General features: G+C 34.1%; 14 protein-coding genes and 2 pseudogenes. 1 reads left to right on the top strand and 15 read right to left on the bottom strand.

Annotated features, from left to right (window positions below):
- Nucleotides 1-139: 139 nt before the first annotated feature.
- The 14 genes and pseudogenes from ACIQ7T_RS20450 to ACIQ7T_RS20385 form a co-directional block, all read right to left on the bottom strand.
- Nucleotides 140-667: a YceI family protein gene (locus ACIQ7T_RS20450; RefSeq protein WP_370076822.1), complete on the bottom strand. Its 528-nt coding sequence runs from the start codon at nt 665-667 to the stop codon at nt 140-142.
- A 387-nt stretch (nt 668-1054) separates the two neighbouring features.
- On the bottom strand, nt 1055-1813 hold the full coding sequence (gene srtB / locus ACIQ7T_RS20445; RefSeq protein ID WP_402873014.1) for a class B sortase: 759 nt from the start codon (nt 1811-1813) through the stop codon (nt 1055-1057).
- A 12-nt stretch (nt 1814-1825) separates the two neighbouring features.
- On the bottom strand, nt 1826-2596 hold the full coding sequence (locus tag ACIQ7T_RS20440; RefSeq protein WP_370076818.1) for an ABC transporter ATP-binding protein: 771 nt from the start codon (nt 2594-2596) through the stop codon (nt 1826-1828).
- 6 nt (nt 2597-2602) lie between these two features.
- On the bottom strand, nt 2603-3568 hold the full coding sequence (locus ACIQ7T_RS20435) for a FecCD family ABC transporter permease (RefSeq protein WP_370076816.1): 966 nt from the start codon (nt 3566-3568) through the stop codon (nt 2603-2605).
- A gap of 132 nt (nt 3569-3700) precedes the next feature.
- Nucleotides 3701-4618: a heme ABC transporter substrate-binding protein IsdE gene (gene isdE, locus ACIQ7T_RS20430; protein ID WP_370076814.1), complete on the bottom strand. Its 918-nt coding sequence runs from the start codon at nt 4616-4618 to the stop codon at nt 3701-3703.
- 15 nt (nt 4619-4633) lie between these two features.
- Nucleotides 4634-5908, bottom strand: a complete 1275-nt coding sequence (locus ACIQ7T_RS20425) for an NEAT domain-containing protein (RefSeq protein WP_370076812.1) — start codon at nt 5906-5908, stop codon at nt 4634-4636.
- A 265-nt stretch (nt 5909-6173) separates the two neighbouring features.
- Nucleotides 6174-7643 (bottom strand): NEAT domain-containing protein, encoded by a 1470-nt coding sequence (locus tag ACIQ7T_RS20420; RefSeq protein ID WP_370076810.1) that lies wholly within the window; start codon nt 7641-7643, stop codon nt 6174-6176.
- A complete protein-coding gene (isdC, locus tag ACIQ7T_RS20415; protein WP_370076808.1) occupies nt 7643-8248 on the bottom strand; it encodes a heme uptake protein IsdC in 606 nt (201 codons plus the stop codon). Before isdC ends, ACIQ7T_RS20420 begins: the two co-directional genes overlap by 1 nt.
- A 249-nt stretch (nt 8249-8497) precedes the next feature.
- On the bottom strand, nt 8498-9067 hold the full coding sequence (locus ACIQ7T_RS20410) for a manganese efflux pump (RefSeq protein WP_370076806.1): 570 nt from the start codon (nt 9065-9067) through the stop codon (nt 8498-8500).
- A gap of 211 nt (nt 9068-9278) precedes the next feature.
- Nucleotides 9279-10997: a methyl-accepting chemotaxis protein gene (locus tag ACIQ7T_RS20405; RefSeq protein ID WP_370076804.1), complete on the bottom strand. Its 1719-nt coding sequence runs from the start codon at nt 10995-10997 to the stop codon at nt 9279-9281.
- Nucleotides 10998-11432: 435 nt separating this feature from the next.
- Nucleotides 11433-12431 carry an HD domain-containing phosphohydrolase gene (locus tag ACIQ7T_RS20400; protein ID WP_402873006.1) on the bottom strand — a complete coding sequence of 333 codons (999 nt, stop codon included), beginning with the start codon at nt 12429-12431 and terminating at the stop codon, nt 11433-11435.
- 15 nt (nt 12432-12446) lie between these two features.
- Nucleotides 12447-12874, bottom strand: a pseudogene (locus ACIQ7T_RS20395) (methyl-accepting chemotaxis protein); the annotation flags it as partial.
- A gap of 390 nt (nt 12875-13264) precedes the next feature.
- Nucleotides 13265-13621 (bottom strand): annotated as a pseudogene (locus ACIQ7T_RS20390) (protoglobin domain-containing protein); the annotation flags it as partial.
- A 159-nt stretch (nt 13622-13780) separates the two neighbouring features.
- Entirely contained in the window at nt 13781-15274 is a 1494-nt protein-coding gene (locus tag ACIQ7T_RS20385; RefSeq protein WP_370076798.1) for a helix-turn-helix domain-containing protein, read from the bottom strand.
- 1314 nt (nt 15275-16588) lie between these two features.
- Between ACIQ7T_RS20385 and ACIQ7T_RS20380 the strand changes: the two genes are divergently transcribed.
- Nucleotides 16589-17461 carry a glycine betaine ABC transporter substrate-binding protein gene (locus ACIQ7T_RS20380; RefSeq protein ID WP_370076796.1) on the top strand — a complete coding sequence of 291 codons (873 nt, stop codon included), beginning with the start codon at nt 16589-16591 and terminating at the stop codon, nt 17459-17461.
- A 185-nt stretch (nt 17462-17646) separates the two neighbouring features.
- Here the strand turns inward: ACIQ7T_RS20380 and ACIQ7T_RS20375 are convergent, their stop codons facing one another.
- Nucleotides 17647-18903, bottom strand: a complete 1257-nt coding sequence (locus ACIQ7T_RS20375) for an MFS transporter (RefSeq protein ID WP_402873002.1) — start codon at nt 18901-18903, stop codon at nt 17647-17649.
- Between the last annotated feature and the right edge of the window lie 7 nt (nt 18904-18910).

Here is an 18910-nt window from a genome sequence, read left to right as displayed (position 1 = left end):
TATATCAACAACCGACCAAGAAAATGTCTTGGTTGGAAAACTGCAAACGAGGCTTTTAATGAGCAATTGTTGCACTTAATTTGACAAATCATCAACTAAAAAAAATGTGCTCGATATGAAAACGAGCACATTTACAAAATTAAGCTGGGTTTACTTCCAATTCAACTGTAATTTTAATATCTTTCCCAACTAGAACACCGCCAGTTTCCAATGCAGCGTTCCAAGTTAAGCCAAAATCTTCACGATTGATTGATGTTGTAGATTCAAAGCCATAAACTTCTTGGCCCCATGGATTTGTACCCTTACCATTAAATTCAGTATCAAATGTTACTGATTTCGTTACGTCTTTAATTGTTAAATCACCTGTAACCGCATATTCATCATCTGATTTTTTTGCAATGTTTGTAGACTTGAATGTAATTGTCGGATATTTTTCAGCATCGAAGAAATCTGCTGCTTTTAAGTGATTATCACGATCTTCACTACGTGTATTAATGCTAGCTGGATCGATTGTAAAGCTAATGTTTGCTGTTGTTAAATCTGCAAGATCTGCCGCTTCAATATCTGCTGAATAAGTATCGAATACACCTTTTACTTTTGATACCATCATGTGTTTTACTTGAAAATTAATTGCTGAGTGTCCTAAATCAATGTTCCATTTTGTCATTTTAAATTCCTCCAATTAGGTTGTTTTTATCTCGAATTCGAGATATATTATAAAATATGAAGTAACTACATTAATTATGTCCCCTAAAATTTAAAGGGTTAAACATTCGTAGTTACTTCTTACGTACATCTTAGTTAATAACAGTTACGAAAAGTAATTGATTACTTTATGTAACTTACTATATATTAATAAGTTTATTGCGTCAAGTAATTTTTAATAAGTTTTTTTAAAATCAATAATACCAAGCGTTTTCTTCACAGGTAGCGAGTTCTACTTTAGCAGTTCTATAGGCTACCCGACTGATTTCTCTCGACTACAGAAATACACTAACTACTTTTGGCTATATAAAAAGAAGCTCTCCAATGAAATAGGATACTGCCTATCTTATTAACGTTTCACTAATTTACCTTGGACGACAAAACGATGGTCGTTACTCATGACAGAATCCTTACAAGTGGATAGTGTAAGAATTTTATCTTCTGGTCCAATCTCTACATTCATTTCGATTGCAGAGCGTGCTTGGATTTCGTCCAAAAATTTTAGGAAAGCATCATTGCCCTTAAATTCTGTTTCAATGTAATAAAAATCAATTGTAGTTTCATAAGCAGCAAAGACTTCAACGTCATAGCCTTCATACAGTGTGTCTAAATAAATGATAGGATGCTCATCTGCGTATTGCTGATTTAAGTAATTTTTAAGACTCCCAAACATCGTACTATTCTTCATGGCATGGCCGTACAAAATAGTATTTCGGTTTATATCCTGCACATTATTACGATAATCCATAAATACACTGCCTGCACGGCTTTCTCGATCTTTAAAATTATGATTCAAATAAAAATCATTATTTTCAGCTTGCAGGATTGGATTATTGAGCTTTGTCCCGTCTGTAGAAATCCATCCAACAATATTGTTATTGACAGTTAGTAAATCTTTGAATTGTGGACGGATCGTAAAAGGCGTTGATGAGGTTTCCACAGCTTCATCTTCTAGAGTAGCCAATGTTGATTGATAAATTATTTGTACTTCTTCCAGTGATTTTGAAGTCTCATAGTACGTGTATAAGTATTTGGCTAATGAAAATCCTGAGTATAAGAATATAGCTAAATATATAAATGTTAAAAACTTAGATGTCCATTTTTTCATCATATCACCTATTTATATTCCAAGGGGGACCATGTAAAATCCAAGCAGCTCATCCTCATTGAAAACTGCTTCTACTCCATAGACTTCTTTAATAACTTCCCTAGTAATGACGTCGCGTGGTGCTCCCTCAGCTATTATTTGTCCTGTTTTCATCAAAATGATCTGATCGCTATAGCGAATCGCCTGATTTATATCGTGAAGCACCATAACGATTGTTAAGCCATGCTCCTCATTTAATGATTTTACAAGCTCCAATAACTCAATTTGATAATAAATATCCAAATATGTTGTCGGCTCATCCAAACATAAAATTTCTGATTGTTGGGCTAAAGCCATAGCAATCCACACTCGCTGACGTTCCCCACCTGATAAAGCTTCTAAATCGGTATCTCGTTTTTCTAGTAAATTCGTACAAGCAAGTGCCCATTCAATAGCTTTGGCATCTTCCTCTTCATTTCTTTTTAGCATTGTATGATGCGGTAAACGTCCTAAGCTCACCAATTTTTCTATTGTTAAATCCTTTGGTACATCATTTTGTTGGTAGACAATTGCTAGTTTTTTTGCAAACTCTTTTGGCTTGTAGTGTACCAAATCCTTGTTTTCTAATGATACATTCCCCGAAATCGGCCTATTGTTACGGGACATAACACTTAATAATGTTGATTTTCCACAGCCGTTTGGACCAATAATCGTTGTGATTTTGCCCTTTTGAATTATTGTCGATACTCCATCTAAATGATTTCGAGTATTATCATGCGATACGATAATATCTTGTATTTCCATGTCTCCTCACTCTTTTCGTAATAGGAATATTAAGAATGGTCCACCGATAATCGCCATAATGGTTGAAGCTGGTATTTCAATCGGTGTAGCAATTGTGCGACCAATCGTATCTGCCACTAATATTAATAATGCTCCAGCTAAAGCTGTAAAAGGTATGAGTACCTTATGATCGTGCCCAACTAAACGACGAGAAATATGTGGCACTAACAGACCAACGAACGAGATAACCCCTGCTACGACAACAGAAACAGCCGATAATAATACCGCAACAGCAGCTATTAATAGACGAGCACGAGCTACATGAAAGCCTAGGCTTTTCGCTGTTTTATCTTGTAATACTAGGAGATTACACCAGCTATATAACGCAAAGGCAGCTATTAATCCGACAGTACCATAAGTAACGATTGTTGATACATCCTTCCATGTACGCATCGTTAAGTTTGAACCTACAACGCTGGCAGCTGAAGTATTCAATGAGCCACCTAAACTAATGAAAGCCTCTGTTAACCCAGTGAATATTGCATTAATAGCAATTCCGACTAAAATAAGCTTCAATGGACTTAAGCCTGACTTCCATGACAACGCAAAGACGAGTGCGCAGGCAAATGCTCCACCTATAAATGCTAATACAGGTGTCATAAAAAATAATGTTGGAAAGAAAGAAATAATTAAGAGCTGTACAAATGCCGCTCCTGAAGATATACCAATAACACCTGCATCCGCTAACGGGTTACGCATCACAGATTGTAACAGGACCCCTGAAACAGAAAGTGCTGCACCAGCAAATAGCGCAACAATGATCCTTGGAAATCTCAAATCGCGGATAGCATCCATTTGACTATTTTCTTTATCAAATAATGCACCAATAAATTCAAAGAACCCCATTTTAATGCTACCTGTTGTTGCTGCATAAACTGTTGAAACTAGTAATAATACAATTACAATTGAAAAGCTTATAATTTTTTTTGTCATATTAGATTTCCTTTTTCTTTTCAAATTCCGTCATGTTATTTGTACAATTCACTCCCAAAGTGATCCCCTACTAAATAGAAGATCGCTCTATAGCAAGACTATGCTTGCGATATGAGCGACATTTTCTAATGACTATTCACGATAAAAGATTTCCATTAGCTGTCCTAAAGCCTGTGGCACTTTTAAGGACGCTGTAGTACCAAACAACTCTTCCTCTAAATCATACACTTTACCGTTTTTTACTGCGTCAAAATGTTTCCAAATATCATTCGTTTTAAATTCCTCGTCAAACATTTTTACAACTTCATCTGGCATACCGTGTGATAAACGTAAAATTATATCAGGGTTGCTGTTGTGCAGATACTCAGTATTTGAAGCCAAATATTCAGCATCCTGCCCTTCCATTACATTAATACCGCCTGCCCGTTTCACAAGATCACCTGCATAGGAGTTTTCAGTTGCAACTAAATAACTACCTGGAATGCCAAGTAAAATTAGTACACGAGGTCCCTTTTTGTTACCAGCAACTGTTTGTACAGCATCAATATTTTTTTGCAGGCCATTCACTAACTCCTCGGCTTGTGCTTCGCGATCATAACGTTCACCGAGAGTTCTAATTTCGGAAAGCATAGCATCTACACTTTGAAAGTTTAAAAAATTAACTGGAATTTTTAACTGCTCAAATTTATCCTGTAAGTCATATTCTAACGTTGACACCGATAACACATCTGTTGGATTTAATGATTTAACAATCTCCATATCCGGCTCCATTGCATTACCGATAGTAGGGAGACCATCAAAACGTTTTGCTAATGTTTTTTCTGTTTCAGGTACTGCTATAGCATCTAAATCAAGCTTATCTAAAATTTCTGCAATAACAACTGTACCTACAATAATACGATGTTCATTCTCTTCAGCTGCTTTAACTGGTTGCTTTTCAGTAGATGTCTCTGTTTCTTCTTGCTTATCTCCATTATTACAGCCAGCAATTACCAAAAGTAATGACATAAGCACCATTATAAGCAACCAACATTTCCAATTCTTTTGCATAAAGTCATCTCCTACTTATTCAGTCACATCTTTTTTAGAATTTCTGATACGACGAACGAGCAACCAGCCCGACAAAAGACAGATTACTACAAGCAAAACTATCTTTATGATATTCAGCTGAGCAAGCTGCTGATCGACTTTAGTATTCTTCACCACTTTTTCAGTAGTTTCCTCTTTAACATCAGATTTCTTGGCTTCATCTTTAACAGCATCCTCAATAGACGCGTCAAGTGTACGATCAAATGCTAACGGTTCCTCCTTTGGCACAGTTAAAGTAGTCTGAAATGATGGAATTGGCCGTGTCAGCTGAGTTGGTTTTACCACCGTCTCATGTTGTGCTACCACTGGTGCCTTTTTCACTTCTTCTTTAACAATAACGGAAGGCTTTTCACTCGTTACTTGCTTAGCGGGTGCTGTCACAGCAGGCGTATTTAAAAACTTTGCTACCTGCTGTTGATCGAATTTTAAATTTACGAAATATTGATGATGATAAGAAATCTCAGGAATATCTACCTTCACCCACATTCGTATTGGCTGTTCAAAATTGTGAATTTCAAATTCGACAATTCGGACATTGTCTTCAGGTGAAATAAGCTTTGGCTCTACCTGTTTTCCTTGTTGATCTACGGTTAAGCCTGTTATCCACATAGATTTTAAAATTGTCATATGGGCATAATATTTGCCGTTTTTTCCTTTTATTTTTGCAACAGGATTTACATATGTATTCATAATAGATTGTTCGTCTTTTCCATCTACTAACAATATGTAATTCAATGACCATTCCTTATCATAGGTTTCTTCTGAAGTAGATTCTTTGGTTTCACTTTCTGGAATAGCTTCCTCATCCTTTGGCACAATTGTTGAAAGGGTTGTTAACTGTAATTGAATCTCCTGTGAAAAAAAGAAATATTCCTCGGAGGATGAAAGTGCCATCTCGCCTTTAATGATAATAGGCTGTTGTAAATCCTTGACATCAAATTGAACTAAATTTTCAGTCTGAATGTTTAACGAAAGCTCATTTTCCAACTGTTCGATATGTATATCTCTTATACTCAATGGCTTATTTATAGCTAAATTTAATTTATACTGACTATTCTTTACATCAACTGTCGCCAATTCGCTAAAAATATTGTCTTTTGCTCCATCTAGAGATGAAAAACTTAGTTCAACTTGATAGCTCCCATTTACTAATACAGATTCTTCAGCTTTTGCCTTAAACGAAAAACATGGAGAAAAAAACATCAGTAAGATAGTGCTGAAAATGAATCCTCGAAATATTTTTCTATTCACTGTGTAAATCCCTCCAATATCTATCAATTATGCCTCGGCATAAGTTCAGTGGATGTATGGACAAGAGCTAAAAAGTGACTTAAAACCGCATTCATCTCACCATCATAGAGGTGGGAGACTACTGTACCTGTCGCTTCGCTTTCGCTACATAAAACACTTGTAACTGCCGTTTCACTTTCATTACATAAAACACTTGCTGAAAGAAGTTAACATAACAGTAACTTCCTTCCTCAAATAAGCGAGAAAGGAAGTTGCTGTAACCGCGCTATTTATTCATGTATTGTAATGAACCATTTAAAATTTTTGCCATTTGTGTGCGTTTCAATGGGCTACTTGCATTAATAACAGTTTTACCTTCAGCATTTACAGATCCAGTCATGATTTTACCTGCGTATAGAAACGCAAAAGCTTTTTTAGCTTCTTCACTTGTGACAGTTGCACCATCTGCATAATAAGATAAGCTTGGATCACCATAGTTCATTTCTTTTCCTGCAACATGTGCTACTGCACGATAAATCATCACTGCAGCTTGTTGTCGAGTAAGTGTTCCATTTGGATTAAAGTTCTCTGCTTTCACAACAATTCCAGCATTAGCTAAAGCATTGATTGCTTGTACACGTTCTGTGTCAAGTTTCGCTGTATCTTTAAATCCAGCATCTGTTGTAGTAGATAAATTTAATGAACGTGCAATCATTAACGCAAATTGAGAGCGTGTAATATTGTCATATGGTTTAAAATTATCTTGCCCCTTAACAATTCCCTTACTGTATAATGCTAAGATTGCTTCTTTATTAGCATCATTGCTAATATCTTTAAATGGATTCACCACTGGTCTCACTGCGCCTTCCACAGCAAAACTAAATTGCACTTGGTGGTTCGAGTCATAGTTCACGCCTTTGCCCGGTTCATTCACAACAATATGCAGTTGGGCATTCACAAGTTTTTTTAAGTCTGCCACTTCAAATGAATACTTACTTATATTTGTTGCATCGTCTTTACTTACTAAAGTTGCTTCTTTTCCCTCTACTGAGAATCCTTTAACATATTGACCTTGAGGGAATGTCATAGTAACTATGTTTTTACCATCTACTACTGATACGTCTACTTTTGGGTTAATATATTGCTTCATCATAGATTCTTCAGAAGTACCGTTTTTGTAAACAGTGACAGCTACTTCATTTACTTTAACTTCTTCTTTAACCTCCTCAGATTTACCATTTCCCTCTGTAGTAGTTACTTCCTTATTTTCTACTGCTTTTAAATCAAAATCATACCACTTGTCCATATTAGCTGAAGCTACGACAACGTGAATTTTTGCTTGTAATATTTCACCAGCTACTACTGGGAAACTGTATGTAATTGTTCCATCTGCATTTTTCACTTCAGTAGCATCTACAAACTTATCACCTTGCTTTGTTTCTAAGCCTGCAATCATTGGGGCAGATTTTGCTGCTACCGTTAATTTCGCCTCAAATTTTCCATCCTTCTCAACGATTGTGCCTTGGGTTACAAGATGAGAGCTAATTGCAGGTTGTGGTTCTGTTGTACCAGGCTTAAAGATTTGAAAATCAACAATAGTGCTAGTATTCTCTGATTTAACAGCCTCTACTTTTATTGCAGTATTTGTAGTCGTTACTTCAGCCTTTGCAGACGCAAATAATGGTGCTGAAAGTGATGCTACTAGCAATGAAGCTAGTACTATTTTTGTTGCGCGTGATTGTCGTTTTTTAGCCATTATTGACCCTCCGTTTTTGTTTGTAGTTTTTTTCTATAAAGTAAAAATGCTGATCCAACTAATGCTCCAATTAATAAATATGGAGTCGCATCACTTGTTTGTGGATTTGGCGCATGACTTTCAGAAGAATTTGCTGGAGCATTAGTAGTTTTCGAATCAGATGCTTCCGTTATGGTTGTGCTTCCTACAGATGCTGCATCAAATACTAGTGAAACGCTGTATTCGTGATGATAATTAATATCGTCAATATCAATTTTCATAGAAGTCACAACTGGTTTCGTTAAATCTTTAACAGTAAATTGCACAGTACGTGTATCTGCTGCTTTATCTTCACTTACTACAGTTGCTCCACCTGGTGGTTGGAACTTTGTGATCCATGCACTATTTTTTAATGTAATTTGAACAGTAGCTGTCCCATTCTTCAATGTGACCTTTGCTGGTTTTATAAAATAATCGTTTGCAATGGATACAGAGTTGTTCTCTGGTTTATTGACCTGATATTTTATCGAATGAGTGCCGTCAGCTAGTTGAGCCGATGCTTGCGGTAGCGCAATGTTAAATACAAGCAAAGTTATAAGCATAACGAGCATCATCAATTTCTTCATGTGTTGTACGCCTCCTCTGAAAACATAATTGAAAGTATTTTATTGAAAACGAAAATCATTCTCAATTATACTTCTGTTACCAAGAATAATCGTTATTGCCAGTGTATGTCAATAACAAAATCAAATTTGTCCTCAACATGTCAAAATTGCCTCAAAAAAAGAAAATATCACGAAAAAAACATGTGATATTTCCTATTATATAGAATAGCCTCTTTCTATTTATTCATCTCAACTAGACATCTACTGAATTTAAGAAATTATTTCAATGACCCCTATAAGTATAAGCAACCAACCAGAAATAGCGGTTGAGTGTTTTCCAATAAAAGTCTTGGTAAGTAAGACTCCAAAATGAACACCAGCGCCTACTGTGATGAACGAAAAAAAACCGATAGAAATAACTGTCCAGATCGCAGAAATACCATTGGCTCCAAGCGCTATTCCTCCAGCTAAACAGTTGGCTGATAAGACAAAGCCGAGCGTCATTGCTTCTCGAATTGAAATTATATAATTTTTATCCTCATCAAATACTTCCGGGTTTCCCAATATTCCTTGTTTAGAAAAGCGACTAGATAATAACGTCCATATCCCTATGGCACAAAGTAAAAGACTTCCTATTAAATTTGCGAAATCTGGAGAGATATAATTAATAACTACACTTCCAGCTGTTACTGCTGCGTAAGTGACGATCATTGAAATAAGGGCAATAACCGCATTGGATAATATGGGTATTTTCACTCGCTTAATACCATAGGCGAGACCAATTCCTAAATTATCTAAGTTGGCAGCTATCCCAATAAGAATGATGGCTATCCAATGCATTCTTTTCCTCCTCAATAACGTAAAATCCATTCTCACATAGGATATGAAGGAATAAAATTTTTGTTCATCTATGTTTTGAACAGAGTTAATTGCTGAGAAATTAGGATTGCCATTGATACAATGACTATTTCACATGCTTTAACACTTTTAACCCGCGGAAGACTTGATATTACTTACGTTTTTTCGTCTTTTACCCGCGGGTACTGTTATCCTATAGTTTGAACTTATTCAATTGTTTGGAAATCTTTTCAGCAATATTTGCGGTTTCAACGGATGACTCTGCTACATGCTGTATTGCTTGTAAAGTTTCTGAAATACTCTTTGCTATATCATTCGACTGATCAGATGACTCTATTGCGACATTTGATACATTTTCAATTGCATTTTGTATTTCTAGCATAGAATATTTCATCGTTCCAACAAATGTTGTCACTTCAGTTATTAATTTATTAAAGTACATAGCATCTTCTTCATATTGAATTCCACTGTTTTGGAAAAGCTCATAATCAGGTGTTACTTTATTATCTATAAAGTGTAAAAGCTCTTGCGCATTAATAGACACATTCGTAAATGCTTCTTCTACTTCACTAGTAACAGTTTGTATTTTTTGAACAGTCTCAGATGATTGTTCAGCTAATTTCCGTACTTCATCAGCTACAACAGCAAAACCTTTACCCTGCTCCCCTGCTCTCGCAGCCTCAATAGCTGCATTTAATGCTAATAAATTGGTTTGATCTGCAATATCTGCTATTGTGTCAGACATTACTTTTACTTCGGATACGATTTTTCCGGCTTGAATTGCCTCTAAAACTAACCTTTGTTTTTCATCATATAGATTACGAGCTGTACTGTATGCTTGAACAGCTGTTTCCTTAATATCAATTGCTCTCTCTTTTACTTTTTGCGAGAAACCAAGACTATATTCTGTTTTCTCATTTAATTTTTCCGCACTATCTAGTACCTCAATTGCAGTAGCATTTAATTGCTCGGTTGTTGCACCTAGTGTAGTACTACCCATAGCAACATCCTTTGTAGTTGTATCAATTTCATCCATTGAAGCAGTAATTTCCTCAATAGTTGCAGTTAAATCTTCGCTTAAAATACTCATTTGTGCTGATGTGCTACTAACACTAGAAACAAGTTCCTGAATATGCGAAACAGAATTGTTCAACCCTTCAGTAATTTTCCCAAGGTCATCAGAAAATATCACCGGGGCATGTTGTGATAAATCACCATTTTCAAGTGCAGATATAACATTCTTAATATTGGAGATTGCCTTTTTAACATATCTGCTTAAATAAATTAAGAAACTTACACTAAATATTAAAACAATAGCCATAATAACGATGTTTCTATAAAGAGTTTTAGAATATGCTGTATTATTTTCTTCGCTTTTTATTTCAGCACTTTTAATATTAATTTTTTCTATTTGTTCCATAAGAGCATCTCTTTGCTTCTCTATTTCTAATAGAGGTGTTAGTAATGAATCAGCATCTTCTATATCTGCATCAGAGATAACTTGTTGAAAAATGGATTCTAATGTACCTTTATAACTTTCAAGTACTTGTTCTAAATTCTTACTTAACTTTTCTTCCTCGCTACTCATTTTTGTATTTTTTAAATCTTGAAATGTGCGACTATTTTCTTCTTCTAAAGCAGCTATTTTTTCGTAATATTCCATTTTCTCGTCGTTATCTTGTGAATTATAAAAAATTTTGAACTTTAAATTAGTTATTTTTTGCTGGTTAATTGAAAGATTGCTTAATAAATAGACAGATGTTAAATTTTCTTCATAAATATGCTTTGCATTATCATTCATTTCTTTAACGCCATAGATTCCAGTAAACCCTATGATGACAATTGCAATCAACATAACAGTGTTCAATATTCCGAATTTCCCAACCAATGATGAATTTTTAAAAAACTTCATATGATCCTCCGTTATATTTATTATTATTTTGGCTCATCACCAAAAGTTGTGGATAACAATTGTTTAAACGTGCCATAAATAAGTTGATTGGAGTGAAGACTGGACGACTCCTTGGGGGGGAGGAGAACGAAGGTTAAACCATCATGTCCTCTGATAAACGCCTTCGTGACCTACATCCTGTTGCTACCGCTACGTTAGCACTACACTTTCGCACAGAAAACTTTTGTTGCTGCCGCTCCGCTTTCGCACAGAAAACATTTGTTGCTGCCGCTTCGCTTTCGCACAGAAAACATTTGTTGCCCCAAGCAGCTCATCGGACGCCCCTAGCGCCCGGGAATCAATCCCACACGTTATGATGATGACATCTTTTTTACAATATAGATTAATTATGGAAATTAAGTATTATAGTTTCCCCTATAACTCAAAGTTTTGGGCTTATAGAACAATACTATTTTTATGAATAATTTTTTCGACAAACACTTCTACTAAATTAGGATCAAACTTAATACCCTTATGTTCTTTTAAATAAGAAAGAGCTTCTTCTATTGTCCAAGCTTTTTTATAAGCTCTATTACTTATTAAAGCGTCGTATACATCTACTATTGATATGACTCTCGCCTCAAAAGGAATTTCTTCTCCTTTTAAACCCATTGGATATCCTGTTCCATCCCAATTCTCATGATGATATTTAATAATATTTTCAGCTATTTTTTTGTCATTAAAAACTTTATTGTTCATTTCATCAGATAGTTTATTCAATACATCCACCCCCATAAGAGGATGCATCTTCATAATTTTCTTTTCATAGACTGTTAGTGGCCCAGTTTTATACAGTATCGATTCTGGTATACTTGTTTTTCCAATATCATGTAAAACGCTGTATTCTATAACTTTATTAATATACTCTAACGATAAATTATATGTTCTATCTTCAAAGAGGCTTAGTAAGAATTCCTCTAATAACTTTTGCACATTTAAAAGGTGTTCTGCTATACTTACATCGCGCATTTCACTTGATAGAGCTAACAACTTAAATAGCTCCTTTTTGTCTATTTGGTTCTGCTTCACTTCTTCTATCAATAATTGTTCCGCTAAGCGCATTACTCCTACATAATAAACAATTTCTTTTATTTCAATTGGCGTAATCGTTATAAATGAGTACCTTAGCTCTAATGATTTGTTGACATTCACCATTGTCCCAGACCATGGTTGTCCTTTTTTTAATGTACTATTTAACGATTTATACATAACGAATGGTGTTACACTCGATTTTAAACACTCTACCGGTAATCCGATAAGAAATTCTCTTTTATAGCCGGTGATCGTTTCATATTGTTGATTTACATCGATAATTAATTGATCTTCATCAACGATTACAACAGCATCACCCAATTTTAAATAATACGTTAATTCCTTTGGTATATTTTTACACATTTAAACAACTCCTCATCAATTGTTTAATTCATTAGCAAAACTAGCAAGCCGGTCAGCCGACAATGCAACTTCTTCAAATGCTTTACCTAACTCATTGACAACATTAGCGAAAATATCAATTTTTTCTTGTGAATGTTCATTATGTTCTTGTGTTTCTTTCATAGATTGTAAAATTTGCTCAAAATATATGTCAGTTTGCTCCATTGTTTGTTTTCCGTCTTGAACAGATTGATTAATCAAGTCAAGTGAGGCAGCTAACTTTTCTACCTTAGATACAGTAGATAAAATTAAATGAGCTACATTCGAGACTGATTTTTTTGTTACTTCTGATAATTTTTTAACTTCGTCTGCTACAACTGCAAATCCTCTTCCATGTTCACCTGCCCTTGCAGCTTCAATTGCTGCGTTTAAAGATAATAAATAGTTTGATCCGCTATTTTCGTTACAATATCAATAATGCCTTGAACTTCCTTTGTTATCTTTAACAAGTCTTCTATATCATTGGAGATTATTTGAACTGCCTCATGAACATTCCTCATATTACGATCCTGTTCACTTATTTGAAACTTCCCATGTTCCGCTCTCTCCTCTGCTAACGCAGATAACTCTTTTCCGGCATTCACGTTTTCTACCATTTCTGTGCAATGAATATGTAATTCCTGGAATGCTGCATTAGTTTGCTCTGAAATTGCTGCTAAATTTTCAGTTGAATTCATCACTTGAATTTTAGTTTTTTCTGCCTGTTCGTCTAACTTTTCTTTAATTCTACTTATCTCTTTATCGTATTCTTCAAGAACGACTTGTTGTTCTAAGTTAAATAATTTTGAGAGTGCCTTTACACTAGTAGAATAAAGCTCCTTTTCAGAAAGATTCTTTTCGGTAATCTCCATAATTGTTATAAACAAATTTTGAAAAGCACATAAATACCATTTTGTCTGTAGACCAATTTTCACATGCATTTGTGCTATTCTAGCCCTTTTTAAAAAATATTCATCATCAATTATTCCTGAAAACATTTCTAAAATATGTGATTTTAAAGTTCTCTTTAAAGCATCTACTGAACTATTTTTATTTATTAGTATTTGTAGTGATTCTTCCAGGCTGAGATTCCTGTAAAAACGATCAACAATGTCATCTATTTCTTCTTTAATAAATGGCTGCAAGCTTTTTATTACTTGTAACTCTGCCATTGAAAAATTAATCATTTTTATTTGTTTCTCTATATCACTGCCATATTGAATATTCATTTTTATATTACTGTCGAGTAATAAATGGCCGTTACCTATCTCTTTCTCTTTACTTTTCCAAAACATGAATAACCTCCATCCCCAAAATATCGATTAATTTCTTTAAACTTCACTTAATAAAGTTTTCAATAATAGCTTATTTGGCTGTTGGTATTTATCGAAATAGATTTCCTGTAGATTTCTTGCTAATCTATCATAGTCTTCTCTGTCCGGAACTGAATTCCAAACAAATATATCTTCTATGTCTTTGTTAATATTTAAATATAAGCGATCTGTTATAATTAAATCCGCCTCTTCATCTTCAGCACATAATTCTACATGAATAAAAACACGTTTTATTTGACTGAATAGATAAGGAACATCATTTATCATTGAAAATATTTTTAATTTGATCTTGTCTCTATCTACAAAATCAATTGTTTGTTTGAGTAATTTATGATATCGACCAATTAATATTTCTTTGCGTTTAAATACGATGGCGAAAGACTTATTTTCCAATAGTCGATTATAAAACTGATTCATGATTTCTATTTGAGCCGTTTCATGCATTTCTAATCGCTTTTTATAAAGATCTTCTTTAAATAAATTAGCTGGACCAGAAAAAGATAAAATACCATAATGAAGATGCAGTAAGTTTACAAAGAGTGCCCCATATTCTTCTAAATCTAAAGTAACTGAAAAATGCTCCATGAATATCTCCATCCAATATATAGTCGCTTGTATAAATAATTCTTGATTATGATGCTGTGCAAAGTTCATCAATAAACTTACTGCACTATCTTTTTTTTGATAATGACGCATGCAACTAATGATGGAAAATGAAAACATTGTTTCTAATTCAATTTCTTCATCTGATAAATCAGTACATTCTCTAAATATATACTTGATTTTTTCCGATAATGACTCATAGTTATAATGATGTTTCGTAAAGTTTGCATACATTGGATGATATTCAATTAAGCAACCTAGTTTTGCGCGTGATAAGCAAATGGCGAGCCAATATAAAAGTTGTTCGGAATAGGCGATGTCTACTTCCTCCACTAATTCTAGTATTTCTTCTCTAGAAACTAGAGCAAATGGCCATTCCTCTCCCCAACACGAATTCCAGTAGAACAAGAAATAAAAATAACGAAATTGCTTTTCTGTCCCTTCAAGACTGACTTCCGCATAAGATGTATACTTCAAGTGAAATTGATCTAACAAAGGCTTAACTTTTTTTATTCGTCGATACACGGATGCAGGGCTTGTGAAATTATCCAAAACAAACATGTTAATATCAAAAAATTTATTGTAAAACATCTCATCAAAAGCTTTATATGTTAATGAGTTTTGTAAATAATATCTTTCTATAGTCTTCATAGAAAAATTATCTTTATAAATTAATTGAAAACACTTAAGCTCTTCTTTTTGGATAACAGCAGATTTTGTAATAAATTCTAAATCAATAGCTATTTCATCTACTATTTTCAAAATTGTTCTTTCAGACAAATCCATCATTTGAGATAACTCTAAACTTGAATATAGCCTTTGTTCTTTATAAATATGATGTAGAATATTCACCTTTTGTAAAGATGAACGATCCAAAAAATTATACATAAAAACACCTCAATGTCTTCCACCAGTAAAACCCAGCTGTGTCATACTAACAGTTTGTATTAGATTAACTTATATATCTTTTATCAATACATTCTATTCCCCGTTTTTTAAGACACTAAACATTAAAAAGCAATATTCTCGATACTTTATAACTACTTTAGTTACTACATATTGCCAATAAACACTTCATTAATACTCTTTTAAACAACAATTACAGCTTATTTTCATCATATTCACTCATTTTGGGAAACTGTGAATATAGCCTCATGTTTTCAAGGTTATTTACACTATAACAAGCATTTTACAACAAACAAAATCACTTTTTGTTCGATTTCAAGCAAAACTTGATAATCCTATATTTCCATTCAAAACATCTATCTTTTGGGGGAGTTTCAATTCTAGTTTTTCATCTTAAGACTTCATTTTTTGAGCTCATCTATTGGATTTCTATCGTGAAAGGGGGGTGTTTCTTTACGCTTTTTCCTGAAATTTCGTCCATAGACTTTCAAGGTTAAATATAGAATTGAACACGTTGTCAAACAGAAAAGAGATGTATCAAATTATGATACATCTCCCATCATGGTAATACTTATAAACCAAGTGCTCTGTACATAAACACTGTAAATCTGTGCGCGTGTTACGTTTTCGTTTGGTCAAAAAAGTATCGTTTACATCGCCTAATGCAATGTCTTGATTTCTAAACTCTACTAACTTCCTGGCGTTACACCAAATGCGAGCAACATCATTTTTGCCATTTGGGCACGTGTTTTATGAGCATTTGTTGGTATCGGAATTTTACTGCTGTCGTTTGAATCAAAAGTAACGATGAAACTGCTTCCAATCATTTATCGCATAGCGTTATATCTTTTGAAACTACACATATGAGATTTTACTCAACTATCACTAATTATAAAATTGATAAAATCAAAATTTGTTAGTTTTCGAGCAAATTTTGATAATCTTTTTTGTTGCAATATTAAGTTTCGTCAGAATCAGCGCCATTTGGGCCTTTCACTAACTAAAGCCCAATGATATTTTATTTACTTTAGTAACCTCGAAATGTATCAACCATAGCAATAAACATTAAATACTCGCTTTACTCATCTGAATTCACCTGTAAAGCAACCTAATATATTTCCGCATTTCCCATAGATTCGAGGTAGGTTTGGATAATTTTCCCTCTTCATAATGAGAGTTTAAACAATTTTTCTATTGAAGCCGATTTGACAAAAGTAACAACCTTTTGATAACTTTAAGTTGTTACTTGTTAATATTTAGATATATCTCATCCTATAATAAAGAGAGGGAGATTTTATGAAAGTCGGTAAATTATTAAAGATAGGATTGGCTTTAGCATTAATGTTCGTATTAACTGCTTGTAGCTCAGATGATGAAGGCACGAAAAACAAAGAAAAAAAGGACGTGAACTTAGCCTATGTTGAATGGGATACTGAAATTGCCTCAACAAACGTAGTAGGACAAGTTCTAGAGGATTTAGGGTATGATGTAACACTAACACCACTAGATAACGGAATTATGTGGGAAGCTCTTGCAAAAGGAGAAGTTGATGGTATGGTGTCAGCCTGGTTACCACAAACACATGCCCCACAAGTTGAAAAGTACAAAGATAGAATAGTAGATTTAGGTAAAAACCTTGAAGGTGCAAAAATTGGCTTAGTTGTCCCTAGTTATATGGATGTAAATTCTATCGCAGATTTAACAGATGAAGCTGGTAAAACGATAACTGGTATTGATCCAGGAGCAAATATGACAGCTACAACGGAAAATGCTTATAAAGAATATAGTAACCTTGAAGGTTGGAATGTAGTTACCTCATCAGCAGGTGCAATGACAGCAGCCCTTACTCAAGCTATTGCGAAAAATGAAGAAATCATCGTTACAGGTTGGTCTCCACACTGGAAATTTAACGCTTTTGATTTAAAATATTTAGACGATCCTAAAGGCATATACGGAGCCGAAGAATATATTGGTACATTTGCACGTAAAGGATTAAAAGAGGATAATCCGGGAGCGTATAGTGTTCTTAATAACTTCCATTGGACTCCGGAAGATATTGAAAGTGTAATGTTTGATATTATGAAAGGCGCTGATCCTAAAGAGGCCGCAAAAAAATGGATTAAAGATAATGAGGATAAAGTTTCAGAGTGGACAAAAGATGTAAAATAATACACATGATAGACTTTTATATACTCTGTCCAACAATTCGACTTTGAGATATATGAATTTCAGGCCCTACATATAATATCGTACAAAAGCTCACGCAAAAAGTTGGAGTACACTAGCGATGCACGTAATTAACATAAAAAGCTCCATTCACTGAGCAATCAGTAAATGGAGCTTTTTATGTTATGTTAATACCTCCGGATGGAAATGACTCTCTTAAGTAAAGATACATAGGACTCTTGTCTAAACAAATGAAATTTTAAAATTAAACTATTTACTAAAAAGAGGAGATCAGCCAAAAAAATAACCCCTTTTATATGGATTATTCCACTTAAATATCCCCCAAGTAAAGGACCAATTAGATTTCCTAAAAATAGAGCACTATGATAATAACCAAATGTTAAACTTTCCATTTTTTCAGGTGCATTTTTTCGTATTAAACTTATGACCGATGGAAGCAGACCACCTATAAATATTCCCATTAAGAACCGAGCGAGCAGAAATAGCCATATAGAAGAAACTAAAGCTTGGGTAACATAACAAATAAAATTACCTAACAACGAAATTAACAAAATAATTTCAGAACCCACTTGATCTGCTTTCCTTCCTAAAATGGGAGAAAAGATTATAATAGAGAAACCCGAGATAGAAACCGCTAAACCTACCATCGTTGTTAAAAAGACATCATTGTTCCACATACTTTCTACATATGTGGCCAAAAATGGTGAAGTACTCATCGTTGAAAACTGAATAAGAAATCCAACTAGAAACAAAGTTCCAATTAGAGGTCCTTTCGTAATTTCCCGTAATTCGGAGAAAAAATTAATACGTCCTCTCTTAGGCGTCGGAATTTTCAATGTACTTGGTTCAGGTTTATTAATTTCTGTTAAAAAAAATAATATAAGTGCCCCTGAAATCAGTAACATAGCGCTAGACACATAAAGGATTTTATAAAATCCTATCCACTGTCCCAAAACTCCACCTATTAACGGCCCAAAAACATTCCCGGTATAAGCACCAGATTGAGCTATACCGAGTGCATAACCTATTTTTTCTTTAGGCGTATTCATTGTGATGAATGGAGAAGAGGCAGGGATAAAACCACCAAAAATCCCTAAGATAAAACGTAGAACTAATAAGTGCCAAGCTGTTGTGCTATAGGTCATTAAGAATGTGGCAAATGCCATTCCAATTGCTGAACGGATTAGTATAGTTTTCCTACTCGTTCGATCTGCAATCTTTCCCCATATCGGTTGAAAAAGAAAAGCGGATAAAAAAGTAGCTCCAAAAATCATCCCTGTCCAAAGCTGAATATCTGCTTGAGAGTGAACATCCAAATCACTTTTAAGATACACTGGAATAAAAGGTATTATTAAGCTAAATGCAGACATGACTAAAAATTGTGCAATGCTCAAAATATACATATTCTTTTTCCAAACTTCCAATTATATA

Origin of the sequence: Lysinibacillus sp. NPDC096212, from assembly GCF_044763105.1 — a bacterium.
Lineage (GTDB): Bacteria > Bacillota > Bacilli > Bacillales_A > Planococcaceae > Lysinibacillus.
The sequence above is the reverse complement of the archived record's forward strand: the minus strand, read 5'-3'. Positions and strand labels throughout refer to the sequence as shown.